At 69.8% G+C, this 25,110-nt stretch carries 24 protein-coding genes; 13 read left to right on the plus strand and 11 right to left on the minus strand.

Going from position 1 to position 25,110, the window contains the following annotated elements; translation table 11 throughout:
- Positions 1 to 91 precede the first annotated feature (91 nt).
- The 7 genes from FHS38_RS24320 to FHS38_RS24350 form a co-directional block, all read right to left on the minus strand.
- Entirely contained in the window at positions 92 to 1,117 is a 1,026-nt protein-coding gene (locus FHS38_RS24320; protein ID WP_229822075.1) for a methyltransferase, read from the minus strand.
- A 62-nt stretch (positions 1,118 to 1,179) separates the two neighbouring features.
- Positions 1,180 to 2,331, minus strand: a complete 1,152-nt coding sequence (locus tag FHS38_RS24325; RefSeq protein ID WP_184736792.1) for an acyl-CoA dehydrogenase family protein — start codon at positions 2,329 to 2,331, stop codon at positions 1,180 to 1,182.
- 43 nt (positions 2,332 to 2,374) lie between these two features.
- On the minus strand, positions 2,375 to 4,294 hold the full coding sequence (locus FHS38_RS24330; protein ID WP_184736794.1) for a flavin-containing monooxygenase: 1,920 nt from the start codon (positions 4,292 to 4,294) through the stop codon (positions 2,375 to 2,377).
- Between the two features lie 22 nt (positions 4,295 to 4,316).
- Positions 4,317 to 4,793: a flavin reductase family protein gene (locus tag FHS38_RS24335; protein WP_184736796.1), complete on the minus strand. Its 477-nt coding sequence runs from the start codon at positions 4,791 to 4,793 to the stop codon at positions 4,317 to 4,319.
- A 15-nt stretch (positions 4,794 to 4,808) separates the two neighbouring features.
- Positions 4,809 to 5,066, minus strand: a complete 258-nt coding sequence (locus tag FHS38_RS24340) for an acyl carrier protein (protein WP_130876636.1) — start codon at positions 5,064 to 5,066, stop codon at positions 4,809 to 4,811.
- A 2-nt stretch (positions 5,067 to 5,068) separates the two neighbouring features.
- Positions 5,069 to 6,334 (minus strand): ketosynthase chain-length factor, encoded by a 1,266-nt coding sequence (locus FHS38_RS24345; RefSeq protein WP_184736798.1) that lies wholly within the window; start codon positions 6,332 to 6,334, stop codon positions 5,069 to 5,071.
- On the minus strand, positions 6,331 to 7,599 hold the full coding sequence (locus tag FHS38_RS24350) for a beta-ketoacyl-[acyl-carrier-protein] synthase family protein (RefSeq protein WP_184736800.1): 1,269 nt from the start codon (positions 7,597 to 7,599) through the stop codon (positions 6,331 to 6,333). The genes FHS38_RS24345 and FHS38_RS24350 overlap by 4 nt, the downstream gene beginning before the upstream one ends.
- 375 nt (positions 7,600 to 7,974) lie before the next feature.
- On the opposite strand from FHS38_RS24350, the gene FHS38_RS24355 reads away from it, so the two are divergent.
- The 6 genes from FHS38_RS24355 to FHS38_RS24380 are packed head-to-tail and all read left to right on the plus strand — an operon-like array spanning position 7,975 to position 14,650.
- On the plus strand, positions 7,975 to 9,120 hold the full coding sequence (locus FHS38_RS24355) for an acyl-CoA dehydrogenase family protein (protein ID WP_184736802.1): 1,146 nt from the start codon (positions 7,975 to 7,977) through the stop codon (positions 9,118 to 9,120).
- 55 nt (positions 9,121 to 9,175) lie between these two features.
- Positions 9,176 to 10,891 (plus strand): acetyl-CoA carboxylase, carboxyltransferase subunit beta, encoded by a 1,716-nt coding sequence (gene accD / locus FHS38_RS24360; protein ID WP_184736804.1) that lies wholly within the window; start codon positions 9,176 to 9,178, stop codon positions 10,889 to 10,891.
- A gap of 13 nt (positions 10,892 to 10,904) precedes the next feature.
- Positions 10,905 to 12,257 carry an acetyl-CoA carboxylase biotin carboxylase subunit gene (locus FHS38_RS24365; protein WP_184736806.1) on the plus strand — a complete coding sequence of 451 codons (1,353 nt, stop codon included), beginning with the start codon at positions 10,905 to 10,907 and terminating at the stop codon, positions 12,255 to 12,257.
- A gap of 46 nt (positions 12,258 to 12,303) precedes the next feature.
- A complete protein-coding gene (locus tag FHS38_RS24370) occupies positions 12,304 to 13,296 on the plus strand; it encodes a DUF6081 family protein (RefSeq protein ID WP_184736808.1) in 993 nt (330 codons plus the stop codon).
- A complete protein-coding gene (locus FHS38_RS24375) occupies positions 13,293 to 13,727 on the plus strand; it encodes a lipocalin-like domain-containing protein (RefSeq protein ID WP_184736810.1) in 435 nt (144 codons plus the stop codon). Before FHS38_RS24370 ends, FHS38_RS24375 begins: the two co-directional genes overlap by 4 nt.
- Positions 13,724 to 14,650, plus strand: a complete 927-nt coding sequence (locus tag FHS38_RS24380; RefSeq protein WP_184736812.1) for an alpha/beta hydrolase — start codon at positions 13,724 to 13,726, stop codon at positions 14,648 to 14,650. Before FHS38_RS24375 ends, FHS38_RS24380 begins: the two co-directional genes overlap by 4 nt.
- A 104-nt stretch (positions 14,651 to 14,754) precedes the next feature.
- Here the strand turns inward: FHS38_RS24380 and FHS38_RS24385 are convergent, their stop codons facing one another.
- A complete protein-coding gene (locus FHS38_RS24385; RefSeq protein WP_184736815.1) occupies positions 14,755 to 15,333 on the minus strand; it encodes a flavodoxin family protein in 579 nt (192 codons plus the stop codon).
- 530 nt (positions 15,334 to 15,863) lie between these two features.
- Here FHS38_RS24385 and FHS38_RS24390 point away from each other — a divergent pair.
- Entirely contained in the window at positions 15,864 to 16,631 is a 768-nt protein-coding gene (locus FHS38_RS24390) for an AfsR/SARP family transcriptional regulator (protein ID WP_184736817.1), read from the plus strand.
- Positions 16,632 to 16,740: 109 nt separating this feature from the next.
- Here FHS38_RS24390 and FHS38_RS24395 read toward each other — a convergent pair whose 3' ends face one another.
- Together FHS38_RS24395 and FHS38_RS24400 are read right to left on the minus strand one after the other, a co-directional pair.
- Positions 16,741 to 17,235: an acetyl-CoA carboxylase biotin carboxyl carrier protein gene (locus FHS38_RS24395; protein WP_221495322.1), complete on the minus strand. Its 495-nt coding sequence runs from the start codon at positions 17,233 to 17,235 to the stop codon at positions 16,741 to 16,743.
- Between the two features lie 46 nt (positions 17,236 to 17,281).
- A complete protein-coding gene (locus tag FHS38_RS24400; RefSeq protein ID WP_221495323.1) occupies positions 17,282 to 18,076 on the minus strand; it encodes a cyclase family protein in 795 nt (264 codons plus the stop codon).
- 247 nt (positions 18,077 to 18,323) lie between these two features.
- On the opposite strand from FHS38_RS24400, the gene FHS38_RS24405 reads away from it, so the two are divergent.
- Together FHS38_RS24405 and FHS38_RS24410 are read left to right on the plus strand one after the other, a co-directional pair.
- Positions 18,324 to 19,874 carry an FAD-binding oxidoreductase gene (locus FHS38_RS24405; protein ID WP_221495324.1) on the plus strand — a complete coding sequence of 517 codons (1,551 nt, stop codon included), beginning with the start codon at positions 18,324 to 18,326 and terminating at the stop codon, positions 19,872 to 19,874.
- Positions 19,875 to 20,022: 148 nt separating this feature from the next.
- Positions 20,023 to 20,979: an aromatase/cyclase gene (locus FHS38_RS24410; protein WP_184736821.1), complete on the plus strand. Its 957-nt coding sequence runs from the start codon at positions 20,023 to 20,025 to the stop codon at positions 20,977 to 20,979.
- 58 nt (positions 20,980 to 21,037) lie between these two features.
- Here FHS38_RS24410 and FHS38_RS24415 read toward each other — a convergent pair whose 3' ends face one another.
- Positions 21,038 to 21,481, minus strand: coding sequence for a nuclear transport factor 2 family protein (locus FHS38_RS24415; RefSeq protein WP_184736823.1), 444 nt, complete (start codon positions 21,479 to 21,481; stop codon positions 21,038 to 21,040).
- A gap of 225 nt (positions 21,482 to 21,706) precedes the next feature.
- Here FHS38_RS24415 and FHS38_RS24420 point away from each other — a divergent pair, with 225 nt between their 5' ends.
- The 4 genes from FHS38_RS24420 to FHS38_RS24435 all read left to right on the plus strand — a co-directional run bounded on the left by FHS38_RS24420 (position 21,707) and on the right by FHS38_RS24435 (position 25,097).
- Positions 21,707 to 22,492 (plus strand): SDR family NAD(P)-dependent oxidoreductase, encoded by a 786-nt coding sequence (locus FHS38_RS24420; RefSeq protein ID WP_184736825.1) that lies wholly within the window; start codon positions 21,707 to 21,709, stop codon positions 22,490 to 22,492.
- Between the two features lie 48 nt (positions 22,493 to 22,540).
- A complete protein-coding gene (locus FHS38_RS24425) occupies positions 22,541 to 23,308 on the plus strand; it encodes an SDR family oxidoreductase (RefSeq protein WP_184736827.1) in 768 nt (255 codons plus the stop codon).
- Between the two features lie 269 nt (positions 23,309 to 23,577).
- Complete coding sequence (locus tag FHS38_RS24430; protein WP_184736829.1) at positions 23,578 to 24,435, plus strand: metallophosphoesterase family protein; 858 nt, start codon at positions 23,578 to 23,580, stop codon at positions 24,433 to 24,435.
- Complete coding sequence (locus tag FHS38_RS24435; protein ID WP_184736831.1) at positions 24,432 to 25,097, plus strand: 4'-phosphopantetheinyl transferase family protein; 666 nt, start codon at positions 24,432 to 24,434, stop codon at positions 25,095 to 25,097. The genes FHS38_RS24430 and FHS38_RS24435 overlap by 4 nt, the downstream gene beginning before the upstream one ends.
- Positions 25,098 to 25,110 lie beyond the last annotated feature (13 nt).

A 25,110-nucleotide genomic window follows, 5' to 3' on the forward strand; every position in this document is an offset into this window, starting at 1 on the left:
CAGGGGGGTGTGCAGGGGGTACGTGTCCAGGCGCCGGGCCGTGTACACCTGGGGGAGGCGGCCATCGGCGAGGTCGCGGCCTCGCCTCACGTCACTCCTTGATTCCCACCACGATCGAGTCGGGCCCGGCGAGGTGCTCCGTGCGGGTGCGGGTGAATCCGGCTTCGGTCATCCAGTCCACGCACTCGGCCGCGGTGTAACCGAAACCGCCGTCGGTCACCGCCCGCATGGTCAGGCTCATCAGCAGGGCGAACGCGTTCTCGGACCGGTCGTCGTCGATGAGCGCGTCATAGACGATCACGGCACCGCCCTTGGGCAGCGCGTGCCACGCCTTCTCCAGGAGGAGCTTCTTCTTCTCCAGGTCCCAGTTGTGCAGGATGTGGCCGAAGGTGATGACATCGGCCGACGGCAGCTCCTCGGCGAAGAAGTCGCCCCCCACGAACCGCAGCCGGTCCCGCAGGCCGTTCTCCTCGACGTACTCGTCGAACACCGGCGCGGCCGCCGGCAGGTCGAAGCCGACCCCGGTCAGATGCGGATTCGCCAGCAGGACCTGCACCGCCAGGTCGCCCTGGGCGGTGCCCATGTCGGCCAGGGTCCGGTAGTCCTGCCACGGCACCTGCTCGGCGATCTTGAGATTGGCCGTGTGACTGATGCTGGTCATCGACGCGAGGAACTGCTTGAGGCGAAGGGGATCGGAGTAGAGCGCGTCGTAGGTGTCCAATTCGCTGGACTTCGACTCGTCCTGCGACTCACCCGTGCGCAAGGTGTCGGTCAGATGGTTCCAGATGCCGAACAGCCGCGCGTTCGCCATCTCCAGCATGCCGCCGACGTGCGCGTAGGACGGCTTGGCCCGGTCCAGGAAGGCGTCCGTGTCCTCCGCGTTGTGGTAGACACCGTCGATCCGCCGGAGGAAGCCCAACGCCACCAGCGTGTCGAAGAAGTCACCCGCCGCGCGCGGGTGCAGGCCCAGCCGGTCGCGCAGGGCCGGGGCGTCCGCCGGGCTCTTGGCCAGCTCGGTGAAGACGCCCACCTCGACGGCGCTCAGTAGCGTCTTCGACGCTTCGAAGCCCAGGCCGATCTGCATGATGCGGTCCGGGGAGGGCTGGGGTCGGGTCACGGTGTGCTCCTTCGCGTTCCGGTGGTGCTCTGATGCGGGTTCGGTGGCGGTCAGGTGCCGGATCAGGCCCTGGCGAACAGTGACCGCGTGTAGTTCCGGGCCGTCGGCTCGAATTGGAGTGCCTGATGGGTGGCCATGGAATTGACGTCACGCCAGAGCCGCTGCAAGGGGCCGTCGGCCGCCTGCCCGTTCGTCCCCGCGGTGCGGAAGATCCGATTCACCGCGGTGACCAGCACCTCGATGGCGAACGCGCTGTCCCGCGCGTTCCTGGCGACCTCCACGGGAGTGAACTCCTCCTGGCGGTCGGCCAGGTCCGCGATCCGCTCCAGCAACAGCTGCACGGCGTCTATCTCGGCGGCGGAGCGCGCCAGCACGGTCTCGTAGGTCGCCAGATTGCCCGCCACGCCCGGCACCCCCGGCAGCGCGGGCGTGTCACGGATCTTCTTCCCGAGGTAGTCGGACAACAGGGCCAGCGCGCCACGGGCCGCACCGAGGGCGGGGACCACGAACGTCAGGCCGTTCACGGCGGCCAGCGGAGCCAGCGGGGCGGCCGGGGGCTCGGCGCCCGGATCCGCCGGACGGCCGGCGAACACCGCCGTCCGGTCCCCGACCCGGTGGGCCGGGACGAAGACGTCGTCGAGCACGACGGTATTGCTGCCGGTCGCCCGCATCCCCACGCTGAACCAGGTGTCCTCGACCTGGCACTCCGCCCGGGGGACGACGACCAGCCGCAGCTCCGGCTCACCGTCGCCGAGCACCTTCGGGCACACGATCACCCAGTCGGCGAACTCGATGGCGCTGATGTACGGCCACCGCCCGGACACCCGTAGGCCGTCCTTCTCGGCGACGGCTTCGCCGAAGGGAAGAACCGAGCAGACGACACCGGCGTCCGGCCCGTCGGCCCACACCTCCCGGCGGCCCTCCGGCGGGAAGAACGACACGAGCCGGGGCGTGCTCGCGAACAGCGAGGCACACCACGCGGACGCCGCACACTGCTCGCCGATGGCCGTCACGGCGCCCAGCAACTCCCGGAACGTACCGGCCCGCCCGCCGAACTCCGCCGGCACGAAGTGCCGCATGAACCCCGCATCGATCATGGCCTTGATCACGTCCGCACTGAGCTGACGGTCACCGTCCATGCCGTCGGCGAGGCCGGCGGCGATCCGGGCGATGTCCCGTGCGGCCGCCGTCAGTGGTCCGCTGGCTTCGTTCATCTCTCGTCACCCTCGCTTGCTCGGAAGCGGCTTGTGGAGCGATTCACTGCAGCTCGTACTCGGTGGGGTCGACGGCGTGGGTCAGCCGCCAGTAATCACCAGCCGTATAAGGCCAGTTGGTGGCCGAACGGCCGCCCTCGTTGTACCAACCGCCCACCTTCGACCAGCCCCACGCACGGTCGCGGTTGCCCGCGTCCACCCAGGCGTTGTAGGCGTCGTGCACCTCCGCGCGGACGGACAGGGAGCGGCTGCCGCTCGCCAGCAGGAGCCGGATCGCATCGAGTATGTACGTGGCCGCGCACTCGGAGAAGTAGACGATGCTGCCGCCCTGGCCCACGAGATTGGTGTTCGGTCCGTACATGCAGAACAGATTGGGGAACTCCGGGACCGTGATCCCGAGGTACGCCCGGGGCGCGCCGTTCCAGCCGTCGTGGAGGTCGACGCCGCCGCGGCCGGTCACCCTCATCGGGGTGAGGAAGCGGGAGGCCTCGAAACCGGTGGCGTAGACGATCACGTCCACGTCGAACTCCTCGCCGCCGGCCCGGAGCCCGGAGGGGGTCATCCGCTCGATCGGGGCGGTCACCACCCGGACGTCGTCCCGTTTGAGGGTGGCGAGCCAGCGACCGTCGTCCCGCAGGACCCGCTTCGCGCCGACCGGGTACGCCGGGATCACCAGCTCGCGCAGCTCCGGGGCGTCGGTCAGCTGAGCCTCCATCGCCTGGAGCAGGGTGGCGCGCAGCCGGTCGTTGAGCGCCGACACGGCCCGCTCGGTGGGCGGGTGGTCGTGGTCGACGACCCACCCTTCGAGGATGCCCCGCAGGCCGGGTGCGAACAGCCAGAACCGGTACCACTGGGCGTAGTAGGGCACGTGCTCGAACAGCCAGCGGGCGCTGTCCGGCACCGATCGGTGGTAGTGCGGGGTGGGTCGGAGCCACGGTGGGTTGCGCTGGAGGACGACGACCTCGGACGCGGTCCCGGCGATCTCCGGGATGATCTGGTAGGCGCTGGCGCCGGTGCCGATGACGGCGACGCGCTTGCCGGACAGGTCGGTCCCGTGGTCCCAGGCGGCGGAGTGGAACGCCCGGCCGGCGAAGGAGTCCCGGCCGGGTATGTCCGGCAGCCGGGGCCGGTTCAATTGTCCGACGGCGCTGATGACGGCGTGGTGGACGACGGTCCGCTCGCCGGCCGGTCCGTCCAGCGTCAGGTGCCAGAGGGACCGCTCGTCGTCCCACCGCATGGCGGAGACCTCGATGCCGAAGCGGATCCGGTCGCCGACGCCGGAGTCCTTCGCGAACGCCCGGAGGTATTCCAGGACGACGTCCTGGCCGCAGAAGTGATCGGGCCAGTCGTATTTCGGGGCGAAGGAGTAGTTGTAGAGATGGCTGGCCACATCGGTCCGGCAGCCCGGGTAGGTGTTCTCGAACCAGGTGCCCCCCACGTCGGGGTTCTTCTCGTAGACGACGAAGGGGACGCCGGCCTGGGCGAGGCGGTAGGCGGCCAGCAGGCCGCTGAATCCGGCCCCGATGACGGCGACCTGGAAATCGCTGCCGGGACTCAGCCCGGCCCTGGTCCAGCCGGGCGCCTTCGGGTCGTCGCCGGGGCCCACGAGCTCCTCGGCCAGCAGCGGCAGCAGGTCCTCGGTGTCCGAGCCCATGGCCCAGGTCGTGATCGCGTGCAGCAGGTCGCGGCCCGGCGGCTCCGGGAGCGCCTCCGGCACCTCGCCGCCCGGCCGGAGAAGCACCTCCAGCGCGCTCTCGCGGACCTCGGCCTGCTGCTCGGCGGTCAGCCCGCCCTGCGGCGCGAACAGCCAGCCCGGCGCCCGGAGGTCCTCGCGCAGCACCGACACGTCACCCGTCAGATGGGCGATCGTCATCAGCAGCGCGGGAATCTCCGCGTCCGCCAGATGACCGCGCAGCGTTTCCTCGTCGACGGCGACCGGCCGGACCGGGGGGCTGAACCCCATGGACAACAACCACCTTCCGGATTCATTGCGCCGAGCTGAGCGCTGCGAACTTCCGATTGAAATAGACCGCGGGGCCTCCGGCGTCGGAGAGCAGTTGGTCGACGACCTCGCCGACGAGAATGACGTGGTCGCCGGCGTCGTGCCGCCGGTCCACCTTGCATTCGACCGTCGCCAGGGCGTTGTCGACGACCACGCCCCCTCGGGAGGTCCGGACGAACCCACCGTCACCGAACTTCCTGGCCTTGCTGTTCGCGAACCTCAGCGCCAGCTCCACATGGCGCTCGCGCAGCATGCTGACCGCGAACTCGCCGGTCCGCGCGAACACCGGAAAGCACTTGGCGGACTTGGCCACACAGATCAGCACCAGCGGCGGTTCCAGGGACACCGAGCAGAACGAGCTGACCGTCAGCCCATGAGGATCGCCGTCCTCGTCACAGGTCGTGGCGATGGCTACCCCGGTCGGAAACCGGGCCATCACTTCCTTGAAGTCGTCGGCCATCTGATGCCCGCCCGGTCAACTCGGCTGGGCGAGCGCGTCGTTGACGAGGTCGAGCACCTCGCGCGGCGTGCGCAGCTCGGCGATTCGCTCGTCCGGGATCTGCACCCCGAACTCCGCGGTGATGCGCGCGGCGGTCTCCATGAGCGCCAGCGAGTCATAGCCGAGCGACGCGAAGTCCTGGTCCTGGATGTCGCCGGAGAGGCTGCCGTCGTCCGTCTCGCCCGCGCATTCGATCAGCACGCGACGGAGGTCGTCGATGGTCATCTTGCTCATGGTCAACTCCTCGAAGGTGATGTGTTCACGGAAGGGGGAGCGGGCTCGGCGGGCACCGCACGGACGACGATCGCGGAGTTGAACCCCCACTTGCCCCGGGCCAGCACCAGCGCCGAGCGCACCCGGCACGGTCGCGGCGCACCGCGCACCAGGTCGATCCCGTACTCCCCGGGCACGTCCGTCGTGCCGCCGGACGGCGGGATGACGCCGTCCCGGATGGACAGCAGAGCGCCCGCCACGTCCACCGGCCCGCCCCCGGAGTAGAGCCGGCCGGTCAGTGCCTTGGGCGCGGTGACCGGCACGGCCCCCGGCCCGAACAGCCCGCTGATCGCCGCCGCCTCGGCGCGGTCCAGCTCCCGCACCCCGGAAGCGTCGGCGAACACCACGTCGATCTCCGCCGGGGCGAGCCCGGCGTCGGCGAGGGCCAGCTCCGCGGCCCTGCGCAGCCCGGGCGGCCGCGACGAGCCCGCCGGCGGGTCGAAGGTGGTCGCGTACCCGGCGATCTCGCCGTAGACGTGCTGGGCGGCCCGGGAGCGAGCCGCCCCGGCGGACTCCAGGACGAGGAGGGCGCCGCCCTCGCCGGGCACGTAACCGCACGCGTCCGCGTCGAAGGGCAGATAGGCGCGGTGCGGGTCGGTCGCCGGGCTCAGCCGCCCGCTGGAGATCTGCGCCACCCAACCCCAGGGGTCGAGTGCCGAGTCGACGCCGCCGGTGACCACCATGGGCGTCCCGCGCAGCACGGTCCGGCGCGCGTGCCCGAGGGCGTCCAGACCGCCCGCCTGCTCGGCGACCAGCGCGCTGCTCGGCCCCCGCAGCTGGTGGCGAATGGAGATCTGGCCGGTGTTCACGGCGTAGAACCAGGCGAAGGACTCATAGACGCTGACCGAACCCGGCCCCTGCGACCAGAGCTTCTTGAACTCCCGGTGGGTGAACTCGAAGCCACCCGAGGCGTTGGAGGTCACCACGCCCATCTCGTAGTCGGCGAAGGCGCCCTGCTCGATCTTGGCGTCGGCCAGCGCCCAGTCCGCCGCCACCAGGGCGAACCGTGTGGACGCGTCGGTCTGCGGCAGGAGCCTGCTGGGCAGGTGACCGGCGGCATCGAAGTCGTCGATCTGCCCGGCCAGCCGGATCGGATAGCCCGAGACGTCGAAACGGGTGAGGGTGCCGATCCCCGTACGCCCTTCGAGGGCGGCCTCCCAGTACCGCTCGAGGCCCACACCGTTCGGGGCGAGCAGACCGATGCCGGTGACGTAGACCTTCTCCGTCATGCCGCCGCACCCCCGGCGTCGCGCAGGATCATCGCGCTCTGGAATCCGCCGAAGCCGCTGCCGACCGTGAGGACGCTGCGCAGCCGCTTCTCCCGGGCCGTCAGCGGGACGTAGTCGAGGTCGCATTCCGGGTCGGCCTGCCGCAGATTGGCCGTCGGCGGGATGACCCCGTTCTCGATCGCCAACGCGCAGGCGGCGATCTCGATCGACCCGATCGCGCCGAGGGAATGCCCGACCATCGACTTGATGGAGCTGATGGGCACCCGATAGGCGTGTCCACCGAGGCTGCGCTTGTACGCGGCGGTCTCGTGGCGGTCGTTCTGCTTGGTGCCCGAGCCGTGCGCGTTGATGTAATCGATCTCGGTGCCGTCGATCCGGGCCTCGCCCAGCGCCACCCGGATGGCTTCGGCCATCTCGCGGCCGTCGGGCTTCAGCCCCGTCATGTGGTAGGCGTTGCACCGCGTGGCGTAGCCCGAGATCTCCGCGTAGATGTGCGCGTCCCGCCGCTTCGCGTGCTCGTATTCCTCGAGCACGAACATCGCGGCGCCCTCGGCGAGGACGAATCCGTTACGGGATCCGTCGAACGGCCGCGAGGCGTGCTCGGGATCGTCGTTGCGTGTGCTCGTCGCCTTGATGGCGTCGAAGCAGGCGACGACGATCGGGGTGACAGGGGTGTCCGACGCGCCGGCCAGCATCACGTCCGAGGAGCCCTCACGGATCAACTGGCAGGCGTGCCCCACCGAGTCGATTCCCGAGGTGCACCCGTTGGAGACCATGGCCACCGGCCCCTCCGCCGCGACGGTCCAGGCCACCTCCGCCGCCATCACGCTCGGTACCAGGTAGTCGAACATGTGCGGCGACAGGCTGGTGTGGTCGACGAGCCAGTTCCGGCCGCTGTCGGACAGGACGAGATATTCCTGTTCGAGACTGGTCGCGGCGGCCACCGCGCTGCCCAGACTGACCCCGACCCGGCCCGGGTCGAATTCCTCGAATTCCAGGCCGCTGTCGGAAATCGCGTCCCGTGCACAGGTGACGGCGAATTGCGACGCGCGGTCCATCCGGCGGATCTCCAGCGGGGAGAGCCCCTCGTGCACCGGGTCGAAATCGGCCTCCGCGGCGACCTGGGAGCGGTAGGGCGACGGATCGAAATGGGAGATGCGGCGGGTGGCGGACTGCCCGGAAGTCAACAGCTCCCAGAAGGCCTTGACCCCATTTCCCCCCGGCGTCCGCACACCGATTCCGGTGATCACTACTCGACGCGTCATCGCGTACCGCCTATTGCCGTCACACCTGCTGAGCCGATCATGGTGTTGCCCCTTTCGCCAGAAGCGCACGACATCAGCGCGGGAGAGAAGTGCGGAAACGTAAAGCGCACAACCTGCTGCCGCGCGCCGCAACGAAGACGATCGTCAGCGTCCGTGGGGTTACTCGAGCGTCGCTCGAACCGCGGTCGTACGGCCTCGTCGATCACCGTGCGCCCGTCGGGAAACCGGGGGAGCGGCGGGGGAGTTGTGCGCGGGCTCAAGCGAGGATCGAGCGATCTCCGAACCGGGGCGACGAGCTTTGGCGGTAGTGGTCGGCCCGTCCAGCGGTGGCCGGGTTCCACGAGCCGATTCACCCGAGCCGAGGAGCGAATCAGGATGGACCTGACGTCAACCACGCTGTCGTCGGCGGCGCGCGAGGTCGCGGAGGCCGCGGCCCGGAGCGCGGCCGCCGCGGAGGCCAACCGTCGGCTCGATCCCGATGTGGTCAAGTCCGTCGTCGCCGCGGGCTTCCCCCGTCACTTCGTGCCGGCCGACCGCGGGGGGAGCGTCGGCACCTTCCTGGAGCTGAACCGCGCGGTGAGCGCCGTCGGGGAGGGGTGCACCGCCACCGCCTGGTGCGCGTCCCTGGCCGCACACGTGTCCCGGATGGCCGCGCACCTGCCCGCCGAGGGACACCGGGAGGTCTGGGCCGACGGCCCGGACGCCTTCCTGGTGGCGGCCCTGACACCGATCGGCAGGGCCGAGCCCGTCCCCGGCGGCTACCGCCTCACCGGGACCTGGCCGTTCGTCAGCGCGATCGACTACGCGGACTGGGCCCTGCTGGCCGCGATGACCGACCGGGACGGCCGGCCGGAGCCCAGGATGTTCGCCGTGCCGCGCACGGCCTGGCGGACCGTCGACACCTGGGAGAACGTGGGCATGGCCGCCACCGGCAGCAACACGGTGATCGTCGAGGACGTCGTGGTCCCCGCGGCCCGCACGGTCAGCCGGGACGACCTGTTCACCGGCCGGGCGCCGGCCTCGGACGCGCCGTGCCACGCGATACCGATGCAGGCCACCACGATGATGTTCGCGACGCCCGCGCTGGGCGCCGCCAAGGGGGCCCTCAAGGCTTGGGCCGGCTACGTCACCCCGAAGATCCGGGCCGCCGCGCAGCAGCCCAAGCCCGCCCTGGCCGGGATGCCGACCTTCCACCGCACGTCCTACGACGTGATCCTGACCCGCAGCGCCACCGAGATCGACGCCGCCGAAATGCTCCTCGAGCGCGCGGCGGCGACGGCGGACTCCGGCCCCGGCATCACGCCCCTGGACACCATGCGGAGCTGGCGGGACTGCGCGATGGCCACCGACATCCTGGTCGGCGTCGTCAACCGGCTGTTCCGCAGCGTGGGCACCACCGGCCAGGCCACGAGCAACCCCGTCCAGCGCTTCTGGCGCGACGCCAACTCGATCGCCGGGCACCAGGGGCTGCAGGTCGAGTCCGCCGCGACCGCCTACGCCCATCAAGTGATCGAGATCTGACCGGGTCCCGCACCCCGACACCCCCGTGCACCAGACGGTTATCAGGAGACCAAGGATGACTGAGACGATCGAAGAGGCCGCCGAGGTCGAGTGGGTGCTGTGCCACGGCTGCCGGGTGCCGGTCTACGGCAAGCGGCTGATACGCAACCTCCACGTCTGCCCGGAGTGCGGCCTGCACCTCCCGGTGACCGCCCGCCAACGCCTGGCCCAGCTCGCCGACGACGGCCGCTTCGAACCGCTGCCCTTCACCGTGAGCAATTCCGATCCGCTCGACTTCGTGGACACGGTCGCCTACACCGACCGGCTCTCCCGCGCCCAGGAGCGCACCGGGATGCGGGAGGCGGTGCTCTGCGTCAGGACGACCATCGAGGGCAATCCCGCGATCGTCGCCGTGATGGACTTCCGGTTCCTCGGCGGCAGCCTGGGCACCGCGGTCGGCGAGCTGATCACGCTCGCGATCGAGACCGCGCAGGAGGAGCGCGTCCCCCTGATCATGGTGACCGCCTCGGGCGGCGCCCGGATGCAGGAGGGCGTGCTGTCCCTGATGCAGATGGCCAAGACCAGCGCGGCACTCGGCGAGCTGGACAAGGCCGGCATCCTGTCGGTCTCCGTGATCACGGACCCCACCTTCGGCGGTGTCGCGGCCTCCTTCGCCACCCTGGGCGACGTCATCATCGCCGAGCCACGCGCCCGCCTCGGCTTCGCCGGGCGGCGCGTGATCGAGCAGACCATTCGTCAGCGGCTGCCGGAGGACTTCCAGACCGCGGAGTTCCTCCTCGAGCGCGGATTCGTCGACATGATCGTGGAGCGGTCCTCGCTCCGTGCCGAGCTGGGCAAGCTGCTGCGGATCGGCGGGGCCAAGGTCTGCGGGCGGTACGCCAGCACCGCGCGGCCGTCCGCACCGGTGGTCACCGACCCGAACAGGCTGCCGGAAGCCGATCCCTGGGACCAGGTGGGCAAGGCCCGGGCCCTCGACCGTCCCACCGCGCTCGACTACCTCGGGCTCGCCTTCGACGATTTCCAGGAACTCCACGGCGACCGGGCGTCCGGCGAATGCCCGGCCCTCATCGGCGGCACCGCCTGGATCGACGCCATACCGGTGATGGTCCTCGCCCACCAGAAGGGGCACACCGCCGCCGAGCTCGCCCGGCGCAATTACGGCATGGCCTCGCCGGCCGGATACCGCAAGGCCGCCCGGCTGATGCGCCTCGCCGACAAGCTCGGGCTGCCCGTCGTCACCCTCGTCGACACCCCCGGCGCCCACCCGGGCGCCGACGCGGAGGAACAGGGCCAGTCGGTGGCCATCGCGGAGAACCTCCGGCTGATGGCCACCCTGTCCGTGCCGGTCGTGAGCGTGATCATCGGCGAGGGTGGCAGCGGCGGCGCTCTGGCGCTGGCCGTGGCCAACCGGGTGCTCATGTACTCCGACAGCATCTATTCGGTGATCAGCCCCGAGGGGTGCGCCGCGATCGTCTGGAAGGACCCCTCGGCCGCGCCCACCGCGGCGCGGGCCCTCCGGCTGAACGCCCGGGAGCTCCTTCGCCTCGGCGTGGTGGACGCCGTGCTGCCCGAGCCGGACGGGGGCACGGGCGCCGCGCCGTGGGCGGCGGCCGAGCGGCTGCGCGCCGCCCTGAGCAGTGAGCTGCACGAGCTGGCCGGGCTCGGGGAAGCCGCGCTGCGCGTGGGCAGGCGGGCCCGGTTCCGGCAGTTCGGCTCGGCGATCACGGTCGAGGCGGAGCTGCTCCAGATCAACGACGGCAGGCTCGCCTGACATGGAACGTGCGATGTTCAAGAAGGTACTGATCGCCAACCGGGGCGAGATCGCGGTGCGGGTGGCCCGTGCCTGCCGGGAGCTCGACGTCCGTTCGGTCGCCGTCTACTCCACCCCCGACCGGGACTCGGCCGTCGTCCGTCTCGCCGACGAGGCGATCCGCATCGGCCCGGCGGCCCCGGCGAAGAGCTATCTGAACGCGGCGGCCGTGCTGGAGGCGGCAGCGCAGAGCGGCGCGGACGCGATCCACCCCGGTTACGGCTTTCTTTCGGAGTCCCCGGACTTCGCCGACGCGTGCCTGGCCCAGGGCATCACCCTGATCGGCCCGCCGGCGTCGGTCATGGCCCGGCTCGGGGACAAGACCTCGGCCCGCGCCCTGATGCGAGGGGCGGGCCTGCCCTTGCTGCCGGGCAGCGTGGAAGCCCTCGATCCGCACGCCGCGGAGGATCTCGCCCGGCGGATCGGCTTCCCTGTCATCGTCAAGGCGGCGGCAGGCGGCGGCGGCCGCGGCATGACCGTGGTGGACGACGCGGACCGCTTCGCCGACGAGTACCGCCGAACGCAGTCCACGGCCCAGATGCTGTTCGGCGACGGGCGGGTCTATGTGGAGAAGTACCTGCCGAAGGCGCGGCACGTGGAAGTCCAGGTGCTCTGCGACGGCCACGGCAATGCCGTCCATCTCGGTGAGCGGGACTGCACCGTTCAGCGGCGCCACCAGAAACTCGTCGAGGAGACCCCGGCTCCCGCCCTGCCGGAGGGGCTGGCGGAGCGGATGGGCCGCTCGGCCGTCGAGGGTGCGCTCGCCGTCGGCTATACCGGCGTGGGCACCTTCGAATTCCTTCTCGCACCGGACGGCAGTTTTTACTTCATGGAGGTGAACTGCCGGATCCAGGTCGAACACCCCGTCACGGAAATGGTCACCGGTGTCGACCTCGTACAGCAACAGCTGAAGGTCGCCGCCGGGAACGAACTCGAACTGTCCCAGGCGGACATCGGGCTTCGCGGTGTGGCCATCGAATGCCGTATCAACGCCGAGGACCCGGCCGCGGGCTTCGTGCCCGCCCCGGGGCCCGTCGAGCGCCTCGTGGTGCCGGGCGGGCCGTTCGTGCGGGTCGACACCCATGTCCGGCAGGGTGATGTGATCCCGCCCCACTACGACTCGCTGCTGGCCAAACTCGTCGTCTGGGCGCCCCGGCGCGAGGAGGCAATCGCCCGGATGCTCCGCGCGCTCGATGAATTCGAGGTGTCCGGACCGGGTATCAAGACGACTCGGACGTTTCTCGCCGAGGTGCTCTCCCATCCGCGGTTCCGGACAGCGGAGCATTCCACCTCGCTGGTCGACGACCTGCTGTCGGGAAAACTCTGAAAATCGGTTCGAACAACAGGTTCGCATTTCCAGGAAGGGGCAATATATGACCGGCAATCACATCGTCTGGGACGACGACTTCTCGGACGGCTTCAGCACCGAGGGGCCCGACGCGCGCTACGCGTTCCTGCCGTTCGGCACCGAGGTGGGCCACGACGGCGTGGCCAGCACGTCCCGGCAGGGGCTGCGGGTCGTCGCCGCCGGGACGAACCCGAAGACCGGCGAGCCCGCGTTCACCATGTCCCTGGGGCAGAGCGACCCCAGCGGGCTGCCGGGCACCCTCGACCACGTCAAGTGGCTGGTCTACGCGAACAAGCAGTCGTCCGGCGGAGTCCTCGGCTTCGACACCGGCCCGGGGCACGAACTGTCCTGCGAGGCCCGGATGTCGGGCACGGCGTACGGCGTAGCGGCCCATCCCTTCGGAGCGGGCGTGCCCGACCCGGGCGCCGACCCCAGGCTGGCCTCGGCCTGTCTGGCTCTCCAGGACCCCGAGTCCGACGTCGCCTTCGAGTTCTCCCTCACCAACGAGGCCGTCTACGTCTACTACGAACGGCTGCCGAACGCCCGTGCCCAGCTGGGCGACTACGCCTCCTTCCTCCACACCGTCCCGGTCGCCCGCCGCACCCCCTACGACGAGCACCACCTCAAGATCTCCTACGACGGCTCCCGCGGCGTCGTCACCTGGTTCCTGGACGGTCGGGAGGTCTTCCGCCTCGACCGGATCGGCTATCGGCTGACGTCGCGCGACCACCTGGTGGTCGACCACGGCGGTGTCGAGGAGCAGGTGGCGCCGCGCCAGCTGGCCTGCGGGATGGGCCTGTTCAACTTCCTCGACGGAGGGCTGCCCGGCCGGGCCGGCTCCGGTCTCGTACGGCTGACCACCACGCCGAAGTACTACTACGACCCGACGACGGGCGAGCCCACCCCGCAGCGATTCCTCGACGACGCGAGCCTCGCGTCCAACCGCCTGTTCGGCCAGGGCGCGGGCTTCCGGATGCGCCGGTTCACGGTGTCGAGCAAGCCCGTCGGGTCCGCATGACGAACACGGCGAGCGACGCGGTCTCTCCGGCCGACCTGATAGGAGCGTGGCAGCTCGAGTCCTATGTCGGCGTCGACGAGGACGGCGGGGTCAGCGAAGGCCCGCTGGGCCCCGACCCCGAGGGAGTGCTGATCTACAGCGCCGACCGCCATATGACGGTGAGCATGATGCGCGCCGGTCACGAGGCGTCCCCGGGCGGCGGCCCGGTCACCCGCTTCATGGGATACGCCGGTACCTGGCAGCTGTCCGAGCGGCAGATCGTCCACGAGGTCGCCGTCAGCTCACACCGCCATATGGTCGGCACCCGGCAGGTCCGTGGACTCACCCTCAGGGGTGATCTGCTCATTCTCTCCGGTACGGCGCGCACCGCGGACGGACGACAGGAGCAGCGCGTCCTGAACTGGCGACGGTTTTCCGGAGGGCGACCGTGAGCTATGACTTCGACCCCGAGCTGAAACCCTTCGTCCCCCGGATGAGACCGCTCGACTACACCGAGCCCAGGACCGCGCGGGCCACGATGCGGGAGGTCATGGCCCGCCAGCCCGCCTACGAGCCGATATCGCGGGTCTTGGTGGAGGACCGGCGCATCCCCGTGCCCGACGGCCCGGAGACGACCGTACGGCTCTACCGGCCCATGGACCGGCCCGGTCCGCTGCCGGCCCTGGTCTTCCCGCACTGGGGCGGCTTCGTCACGGGCGACCTGGACACGTCGCTGACCGCCGCCACCCGCATCGCGGACCTGGTGGGCGCGGTGGTGGTCTCACCGGACTACCGCCTTGCGCCGGAACACCCCTTCCCCGCCGGGCTCCAGGACTGCTACGCGGCCCTGGAATGGACCGTCGCCCACGCCGGGCAGTTGCGGATCGACCCCGACCGGATCGGCGTGGGCGGCTTCAGCGCCGGCGGCGGGCTGGCCACGGGTCTCGCCCTGCTCGCCCGGGACCGGAAGGGACCGCCGCTGCGCTGTCTGTACCTGCTCTTCCCCCAGCTGGACGATCGGCTCGACACCCTCTCCGCCCGGAACTTCGTGGACACACCCATGCTCGACCGGGCCAATCTGGCGGTGAGCTGGCAGCACTACCTCGGCGGTGGCAAAGCCACGCACTACGCCGCACCCGCTCGTGCCGAGGACTTGTCCGGGCTGCCGCCGGCCTTCGTGGGAGTGTGCGAGTTCGACCCGCTCCGGGACGAGGGCATCACCTTCGCCCACCGGCTGATCCAAGCGGGGGTGAAGACCGAACTGAGGCACTACCAAGGAGCGTTCCACGCGTCCATCGGCCTCGCCCACGCGGCTGTCTCACAGCGCATGGTGACCGACCAGGTCGAAGCGCTGTGCCACGGCCTGGCCGCCTGACGGGACCGGCCTGGCGGCCGGTCCCATGTGGTTCGTGCTGCCGTGGGAGAGGGAAGCCCCCGAGCCCCCCGTGCTCGGGGGCTTCCGCGTGCCCCGTAGGCGTGTCACGCCGCCGATCTGGCCAGCTGGAGCAGTTGCGCGTGCTGGGCGACGCGCTGCCCGAGGTGGGCCGCGGTGAGCAGGTCGGACTTCTTCATGGACTCCGGCCCTTCGTCCCCGGCGCACTGCCCCATCGCGCCCAACCAGCCTCCGAGTCGGTTGAGTTCGTCCTCGGAGGTACCGGGCAGCAGGTCGAGGTTCACCCAGTGCATCCCGTGCTGCGCCGCCAGGACGGTGAAGTACTGAAGCGTGTTGACCTTGTCGCCGCTCATCGACCCCGATGTGGTGAAGCCCGCGGCGACCTTGTCCTTCCACGTCTGTGCGTACCACCGACCGCTGGAGTCGTGCGCGAAGGTGTGGAACGCCGGGCTGGCCGAGCCCATATAGGTGGGTGAACCGAAGATGATCGCGTCTGCTGAGTCCAGCGCGGCCCACTGCTCGTCCGTGAGCGCTTCGACGGAGATCATCTGGACGACGGCACCCTTGACCGACGCCGCGCCGTCGCGCGTCGCCTCGGCCATCCTGGTCGTATGTCCGTAGCCGCTGTGGTACGCGATGACGACGGACACCGAACGATCGGACATGTGCATCCCCTTTGTGATCTCAAGTAAAGGTCCCGGGGCCCAGACTGACAATCATTCCGGTGCAGGTGTACTGACCTTTCGGGCTGTCGTACCTGCCCGAAGGGAGGGGTGGCACCCCCCGCCAGCCCCTGCCAAGATCACCTCTGAGGCAACATCAGCCCGCGCGGATCGAAACCACCCCGTCGAGTGGTGTGAATACGAAAATCTGACCTTAATGCTTGGGCAAATTTTTCGGGCAGTTCCTCAACCATCAATTGGAGCAGCGGGATTCGCCGATCCCCAGCAATTCGATCAGTGTGATGCGGCGCACAGATAAACATGTGGCGGGGCGGGTTCGCGTCGGATATCTTGCGAGTGGCACCAAAAGCGCATCGCCGTACCCACTTGGGGGTGAATGGGTCTCGGCGACGGGGGTTGTAGCGCTTGGCGGATCCGACAACGTCGTTGATCCACTTTCGAAATGTATGAATTTCGAACGATGCTGGATCACTCTCTTGCCGGAGTTCGCTGATCAACTACGGGGGAGTACGGTGAAATTCAAGCTGCTCGGACAATTCGAGATCGTGGTCACCGAGGACCGTTCGTTCTTCCTGAGCCGGTCGAAGGTCAGTCAGCTCATCGGCCTGCTGCTGGTTCAGAACGGCGAAACGGTCAGTGTGGACACTTTGATCGAGGAACTATGGGGAGAGAACGCGCCACGCAGCGCGCTCACCACTCTCCAGACGTACATCTACCACGCACGGAAGATCTTCGCGGGCATGCCCGGCGGGGAGCACGTGCTCGTCACCAGGCCTGCCGGGTACGTCATCCAGGTGCCCGACGACGCGATCGACGTCGCGGTCTTCGAGCGACTCGTCCAGCGGGCGAGGCGGTTGCTGGACGGCGACCGGCCGGAGGAGGCGATGGGCTGTCTCGACGAGGCGCGGGCGCTCTGGAGGGGTCCCGTCCTCGTCGGCATGATGATCGGAAGCGTCCTCGAGGCGCACCTCACCTACATCAACGAACTCCGGTTCGCCGCCACTCATCTCCATATCGAGGCCAGTCAGCGCCTCGGCCGGCACCAGGAGATCATCCCGCAGCTGCGGCTGCTGGTAGCCGAAAACCCGCTCAACGAAAGCCTGCACGCACAACTGATCAAGGCGCTCGACAAGTGCGGGCGGCGGGCCGAGGCCCTTCAGGCCTACCGGAACCTCTGGCGCATCCTCGACGCGGAGCTGGGCGTCGAACCTGCCCCTGAACTGCAGCTGCTGCAACATGAGCTGCTGTCCAGGGGCAGTGTCGTCCACGGCCGGAGCTGACAGCCGTCCGGCGTGAGCCGGGTCGGACCGGATCGGACCGGTTCGACGGGTGCCGGGCCCGACCGGAATCGGTCGGGCCCGGCACCGCGCGTTCCCCGGCCCGTTCGCGCTAGGTCCCCTGCGGGACGATATGGAACAGCGGCTCGTCGTACTCGACCGGATCGCCGTCCGACTTGAGCGTCCGGGCCACCTTCCCGGTCACGTCCGCCTCGACCGGGATCATCAGCTTCATCACTTCGACGATGGCGATCTGCGCGCCCTTCACGACCATGTCGCCCGCCTTCACGAACGGCTCGGCCCCCGGCTTCGGGGCGCTGTAGAAGGTCCCCACCGAGGGTGCGCGCACCTCGTGCGGGCCGTCGTCGCTCCGCGCCGGTGCGGTGGCCTCCGCCGGCCCGGCGGGCGCCGCGACCGGCTGGGGAACGGCGCCGTTCACGGCCGGCGGGCCCTGTGGCCACTCGGCCTCCAGCGTCACCCCGCCGGCCTGGACCCGTAACCGCTTCGGCGGGCTGTCGAATCCCTTGAGCAGCTCCAGGACGTTGTCCCGGACGAGGTTCAACGCGGCCGATGTGCTCGACGCGCTGTCGTCTTCCCATGCACTCACCTTTTGCCCCTGCCCTTCATCCCTCTCGTGCCGTGGTCCGTCCATGTCAGCCGACGAGGCCGACGACCCGCGTCCACCCGGCGCCCGCCCCGGCCACCGACACGGGGAAGCAGGCCACGGTGAATCCCGTCGCCGAGGGGAGCTCTGCCAGCTGGGCGAGCTTCTCGAGCTGGAGGTATTCCCGGGTGCGGCCGTAGAGGTGCGCGGGCCACAGGTACCCCCGGTCGCCGGTGCGGCGGTAGTCCTCGATCATCGACCGCATCGGCCGGTCCAGGCCCCATGCGTCGATTCCGATGACCCGCACTCCGTGCTCCACCAGGAAAGCCGTGCCCTCACCGGTCAGACCGGGGTATTCGGTGAGGTACTTCGCCGATCCCCAGAGCGCGTCGGCTCCGGTCCACAGCAGAACGATGTCGCCGGCGCGCAGCTCGTGCCGTGCTTCCGCCAGTGCGCCGCGGAGATGGTCGACCGTGATGCCCTTGCCGGCGGGCACCTCCCGCAGGTCGAGGCGGACGCCGGGGCCGAAGCACCAGTCGAGCGGCACCTGGTCGATGCTTTTCGCCGGAAGCCCGCCGCTGAGCGGGCCGTAGTGCAAGGGGGCGTCCATATGGGTGCCGGTGTGCGTGGTGAGCGTGACGGTTTCATTGGAAATGGCCATCCCGTCCGGGAAGTCTTCCGGCGCGAGTCCGAGGACGGTCGCCGCCTCCTCGTGGCCGAGCACCTCCACCGTCACCGGCGTGGCTTCACTGTCGGTGTCGCGGGTGGCCACACTGAGGTCGACGAAACGGGTCACTCCGCTTGCCTTCCCGTCAGCGAACAACGTCCGTTCGATGTTTCGCATGACTTGTCTCCTCTCCATGCCGCCGCTTGGCCGCCCGGTCATCGTTCACGGACGGGATCGAATAACGCTCGAGAACGACCCGGATCGCGGGAAGTGGAACGCGGTGAACCATTCGTCGCGACTGCTTGGAAAGCCTCTGGGCGTATGGAAGGATGCGTGCCGTTCGCACGCGACACGGGGTTCGGGGCGCCGTGCGCCGCCCGTGCCCGATCACAGGGGAAAGTGAACTACGGGGGGATCTATCACCATGCCGGTCGAACGAGAAGACGTTTCGGCGGAAGCGCCGGAATTCGGTCCGGTGTCCATCGGTCCGGACGACCGTCGCTATCCGGAACTTGTTTCCGGATTCAATCGCCGATGGTCCGCCGCGCCTGAGTCCGTACGCATGGCCGGAAAATCCGAACATGTGTCACAGGCGGTCCAGGCGGCGGTCAGCACCGGAAAGCGGCTCTCCATCCGCAGTGGTGGGCATTCGTACGCCGACTTCACCTACAACAAGGACGTCGAAGTCATCGTCGACCTGTCGATGATGAATGACATCTCCTACGACCCGCGCCGCAAGGCCTTCGCCATCGAGAGCGGTGCGCAGCTCGGGCACATCTACGAAACGCTTTTCCGCGGCTGGGGCGTGACCCTGCCCGGCGGGGTCTGCCCCGCGGTCGGTATCGGCGGCCATGCCACCGGCGGCGGCCACGGCCTGCTGTCCCGGCAGTTCGGCAACGTCTGCGATCTCATCGAGGCCGTGGAGATCGTGGTCGCCGACCGTCCGAACAAGGTCCGCACGGTGATCGCCTCGCGGGAGGACACCGGCGACCTCAAGGACCTCTGGTGGGCGTGTTCCGGAGGGGGCGGCGGTAATTTCGGCGTCATCACGAAGTTCTGGTTCCGCAGCCGCGGGGCGACGGGCAGCCGCCCGGCCGCGCAACTCCCGCAGCCGCCGCGCGAGGTACTGATCAGCACGGCCTTCGCGCCCTGGCAGCAGATGGACGAGACCACGTTCACCAACCTGCTGCGCAACCAGTGTCAGTGGTACGTGGAGAACAGCGACCCCGCCTCGCCGACCTCGGCGCTGTGCGGTCTGCTGTTCGTCCAGCACGTGTCGAGCGGTGGGATCGGCATGCTCACCCAGGTGGACGCCTCCGCGCCGAACGCGGAGAAGATGCTCGAGGACTACCTCGGCGCGGTGACGGCCAACACCGGCATCACCCCGTTCCCGTTCCGGCGGCTGCCCTGGATGGCGTCCACCGTGACGATCGACACCAGCAACCCCACGGTGATGACCAACGCGACCCTGCGCGGCGCCGTCAAGCACGCGTATCTGCGGCAGTCGTTCACCAAGGAGCAGTGCGCGGCCATCTACCAGCACATGACGCGCCCGGACTACGCGAACACCAGCCCCGGCACGGCGATGATCCAGCTCGGCGCGATGGCCGGCGGCAGGATGAACGCGCTCGCCCCCGGGGACACCGCGCTGCCCCAGCGCCGGTCGGCGCTCGTGGCGATGTTCGAGAACTTCTGGGTCGAGGCGGCCGAGGACGCCAAGCACCTCGGCTGGGTGCGTGACATCTACGGCCAGGTCTTCGCGTCGACCGGCGGCTACCCCGTGCCCGGCGACCGCTACGAGGGCTGCAACATCAACGCGCCCGACCTCGACATCACGAACCCGAAGTTCAACAAGTCCGGGGTTCCCTGGCACACGTTCTACTTCGGCGACAACTACCGCCGACTGCAGCGGACGAAGGCCCGCTGGGACCCGAAGAACGTCTTCCGCCACTCGCTGTCGGTCACCGCTCACTGACGCTCACCACCTGTCAGCGGCTCTCGCGTCGGGCGGGCCCGGGTGTGCACCCCGGGCCCGCACCCGTGTGTGCGTGTCGCCGGTCGCGGTCCTGGTTCCCCTACGCGACCTCGAGTGGTCTTCGAGCCGGTTGCAGCAGCTTGGGGCCATGGAAACCACCCATGAGCATCGCACCGAGCACACCCGGGTCGTCGCAGCGCCGCCTCGGGTGCTCTACGGCCTGGTGGCCGACGTGACCGTGTGGCCGGCTCTCTTCGGCCCCAGCGTCCACGTCCGCCATCTGGAGCGCTCCGAGCGCGCGGAGCGCTTCGAGCTGTGGGCGACCGTGAACGGAGAGGTCAGCAGCTGGGTGTCCCGGCGGACGCTGGACCCGGACCGGCTGCGGGTGACCTTCAGGCAAGAGGTGAGCCAGCCGCCGATCGCCTCGATGGGAGGGGAGTGGCTCTTCCGCGAGCTGCCCGGCGGCCACACCGAAGTGGTGCTGCGGCACTCCTTCTCGGCCGTCGACGACAGCCCCGAAACGGTGGCGCGGGTCAACGCGGCGCTGGACCGCAACAGCCCCGAGGAACTGGCCGCGCTGGGCCGCACAGCGGAATGCGGCCACGCCCCCGAGGACATGGTCCTCACGTTCACCGACACCGTCGAGCTGTCCGGTGCCGCCGCCGACGCCTATGCCTTCGTGGCGCGGGCGGATCTGTGGGCCGATCGGCTGCCGCACGTCGACCGCGTCCGCCTCGCCGAGCCCGCTCCGGGCGTCCAGGACCTGGAGATGGACACGGTGACGGCGGACGGGGCGCGCCACACGACCCGGTCGGTGCGGGTGTGCCGGGCGCCGGAGTGGATCGCGTACAAGCAGTTGGTGCCGCCGAAGCTGCTCCTCGGCCACAGCGGACTGTGGACCTTCACGGAGGGGCCCGAGGGGGGCGAGGGGGCGGTCCTGACGTCCCGGCACACGGTCGTGATCGACCCGGACGCGGTGGCGGCGGTGCTCGGCGCGGGCCGGGACCTGGCCGACGCACGGAAGTTCGTACGCGAGGCGCTCGGCCGCAACAGCGCGACGACCATGGCGTACGCGGCAAAGTACGCGGCCCGCACCGAGGGGTAGATCCCGCTGCGCCCCGCCCGGAGCGGACCGGGCGGGGCGGAGCTGACGGGAGGGACGCTCACGGCTCCAGCAGCAGCCGGTCCTGCCTGACGTGCCGGGAGCGGTTCGACAGCACGCCGTCGGTGCGCACCAGCACATCGGTGACCACACAGACGGGGCCCGGCTGCGGCTCGCTGCCGGGCCTGGTGTTGATCACATAGGCGTAGTAGGTCGCGCGCAGCGATCCGTCCTCCTGCGGATCGAGGACGATCATGTTGAACCAGTGCCTGCGGACGACGGGGTCGTCGTCGAACCGCCGGTGGAACCGCACCAGCTCGGCCACGATGCCCGGTCGGGTCCGGGCCAGCTGGCCCGGTGAGTGACTGAACTCGCCGTCCTCGGTGAACGTGGCCGCGAACGCCTCGAAGTCACGACGGTCCATCAGCTGCATCTGCCGGGCGTAGAAATGCTGGACCTCGGCGTAGAGCGAGGTGACGTCGGTGCGGGTGTCGATCGCTGTCATGGGGATCCTCCGGGAGACGGCAGCAACTGCCGTCACCGTGGCCGCGCCGGATCGCGGTTGGCTCGAGGATCGGCCGGACCGGCGCGGGCGGAGGACGTGCGGGCCGGGGAGGGCGGAGGGCGCGCGGAGCGACGCCGGATCAAGGCTCGTCCGAGCGAGCTTCGAGTGGGCCCGGCCACGCTGACGCCCATTGCCTGTGCTGCGGCGTGAGTGGGAGGAACGGAAATGGCACGAACCGACAGGCCGGTCGCGATCGTCACCGGTGCCACCAGCGGAATGGGCCTGGTCATCACCGAGCGGCTGGCTCAGCAGGGTCTTCGGGTCTATGTGTGCGCGCGGGGGGAGGGCGTCCTCGCCGAGAGCGTCAAATCGCTCCAGAACAGGGGCTTCGACGTGGACGGAAGCCCCTGTGACGTCTCCTCGCCCGACCAGGTGCGGCAGTTCGTCCAGGCGGCCGTCGACCGGTTCGGCTCCGTCGACATCCTGGTCAACAACGCCGGGCGCAGCGGGGGCGGCGCCACCGCCGATATCCCCGACGAGCTGTGGTTCGACGTCATCAACACCAATCTCAACAGCGTGTTCCTGATGACCAAGGCCGTGCTCACCACCGGCGGGCTGCGGGAGAAGGACTGGGGGCGCATCATCAACATCGCCTCGACGGGCGGAAAGCAGGGCGTGGTCCACGCCGCTCCCTATTCGGCGTCCAAGCACGGTGTCGTGGGCTTCACCAAGGCGCTCGGGCTGGAGCTGGCGCCGACGGGCATCACGGTGAACGCGGTGTGCCCCGGCTTCGTCGAGACCCCCATGGCGGAGCGCGTCCGTGCGCACTACGCCGAGATCTGGGGCGTCTCCACCGACGAGGCGTTCGACCGGATCACGACCCGGGTGCCGATCCACCGCTACGTGGAGTCGGACGAGGTCGCGGCCATGGTGGAGTACCTGATCAGCGACCGGGCCGGCGCGGTGACGGCGCAGGCACTGAACGTGTGCGGGGGCCTCGGAAATTACTAGGCTGACCACCAGAACCGACCGGGACCACCCACTGCGGAAGGCTTCACGATGACCGACGGACAGCACCACGGCGAGGTAGCGCTGGTGACCGGAGCCAACAAGGGCATCGGCAAGCACATCGCCCGACGCCTGGCCGGTGAGGGAATGACCGTCTACCTCGGCGCCCGTGACGAACGGCGCGGTCGCGAGACGGCGCGTGAACTCACCGAAGAGGGACTGGATGTTCGATTCCTCCAGCTCGATGTGACCGACCAGGAGCAGGTCGACGCTGCCGCCCAGCGGATCGAGACGGAATCCGGACGGCTCGACGTCCTCGTCAACAACGCCGGGGTGGTCGTCGAATGGGGGGTCACGGTGCCGGAGGTCACCAGGGAACACATGCGTACGGCCTTCGAGGTCAATGTCTTCGGCACCGTCGCCGTGACGCAGGCCTGTATCCCGCTGCTGCGCAAGTCGGGCGCGGGCCGTGTGGTGAACATGTCCAGCCCGCTCGGGTCGCTCAGCCTGCTCAGCGACCCGGACCATCCGATCTCCACCCGCAACCTGCTGCCCTACAGCTCCTCCAAGGCCGCGCTCAACGCCATCACCATCGTCTATGCCAACGCCTTGCGCGAGGCCGGCATCCGGGTCAACGTGGCCAACCCCGGGCTGGTCGCCACCGATCTCAACGCCGACTCCCCCTTCAGCCGGGGGACCCGCACCCCCGAGGAGGGCGCGGAAGTGCCCGTGCGCCTCGCCCTCATGGGTGCTGACGGTCCGACGGGAAGCTTCCGCGGCAGCATGGACGGCTCGGTGGACGAGACGGTGCCGTGGTGAGTGCCACATGTGGCGCCCCGTGAAGGGCCACTTGGGGGCCCGCCCGTAGAGGTCACAGGCCGACGCGTCGGCCTGTGACATGGGCAACAGGCCACACAACATCATCGGGGCGATATGGCAGTATCTGGTCCACACGTGCCGGAAATTGTCTGTGGATGAACGAGCGGGGCCAACACCGCAGTTGAGGGACCGGATCGGCCGGCAGTGAGCCCGGCCGACGGCCGGCCGCGAGGCAGTCGGGCGGGGGCTCCGTCGAGAAGGATGCCACTGTGCCCCAGAGGAAATTGCTCGCCGTCAGTGATCTGCATGTGGCGTACCAGGAAAACCGCGCCATCATCGAATCGCTGCGCCCGCAGTCGGACGACGACTGGCTCATCCTGGCGGGAGACGTCGCCGAGCTGTACGCGGACATCGAATGGGCGCTGCGGCTGCTCAGCGGCCGCTTCGCCAAAGTGATCTGGGCGCCGGGCAATCACGAGCTGTGGACCCACCCCAAGGACCCCGTCGACCTGCGGGGCGAGAGCCGCTATCTGCACCTGGTGGAGCTGTGCCGATCCCTCGGTGTCTCCACGCCCGAGGACCCCTATCCGGTGTGGCAGGACGAGGACGGCCCGGTGACGGTCGCCCCGCTCTTCGTGCTCTACGACTACACGTTCCGGGCCCCCGGCGCGACCACGAAAGAGGAGTCGCTGCGCATCGCCTACGACTCGGGCATCGTCTGCACGGACGAGCACTTCCTGCACCCCGACCCCTACCCGGGGCGGGACGCCTGGTGCCGGGCCCGGGTGGCCGAGACCGAGCGCCGTCTCGCGGCCGTGGATCCGACGCACCGCACCGTCCTCGTCAACCACTTCCCGCTGACCCGCGAGCCCACCAGGATCCTGCGCTATCCCGAATTCGCCCAGTGGTGCGGCACGGAGCTGACGGCCGACTGGCATGTGCGGTTCCGCGCCACCACCGTCGTCTACGGACACCTCCACATCCCGAGGGTGACGTGGAGCGACGGGGTGCGGTTCGAGGAGGTCTCGATCGGCTATCCGCGCGAATGGCGCACCCGCACGCCGCGCGATCCGCTGCGGCAGATCCTGCCGCAGCGCACCGCGGTCGGTGTGGGGGGAGCGCGGTGATCGAGGAGATACTGCCCGCCGCCGTGGTCGGTGTGGAGACCTTCGCCGACCTGCCGGACGACGAGAGGGGCCTCTTCCCGGAGGAGGAGGCGGTCGTGGCCAGGGCGGTACCGAAGCGGCGGCGCGAGTTCGCCGCCGTACGGTCGTGTGCCCGGCGCGCGCTCGGCCGGTTCGGACTGGCACCCGTGCCCTTGATCCCCACCCCGCGCGGCGCGCCGCAGTGGCCCGAGGGGATGGTCGGCAGCATGACGCACTGCGACGGCTACCGGGCGGCGGCCGTGGCCAGAGCGGGCGACGCGGCCTCGATCGGCATCGACGCCGAGCCCGACGGGCCGCTGCCGGAAGGCGTTCTCGACATCATCGCGCTGCCGAGCGAACTCCGGTGGATCCACGCCCGCGCCGCCGCCGGCCCCGGGGTGCACTGGGACCGGCTGCTGTTCAGCATGAAGGAGAGCGTGTTCAAGACGTGGTACCCGCTGACCGGCCGGGAGTTGGACTTCTCGGAGGCGGAGATCGACGTCGACCCGGACGCGCGCACCTTCTCGGCCCGTCTGCTGGTGCCCGGCCCCGTGGTGGCCGGGCGCCGCATGGACGGCTTCTCGGGCCGCTGGACGGCCGGTGCCGGGTTGGTCGTGACGGCCATCGTGCTGCCGGGTAGCTGAATCGGGAGGCGGG

The sequence above is a fragment of the Streptomyces netropsis genome, from assembly GCF_014203545.1.
In the GTDB taxonomy this organism is placed as follows: Bacteria; Actinomycetota; Actinomycetes; order Streptomycetales; family Streptomycetaceae; genus Streptomyces; species Streptomyces netropsis.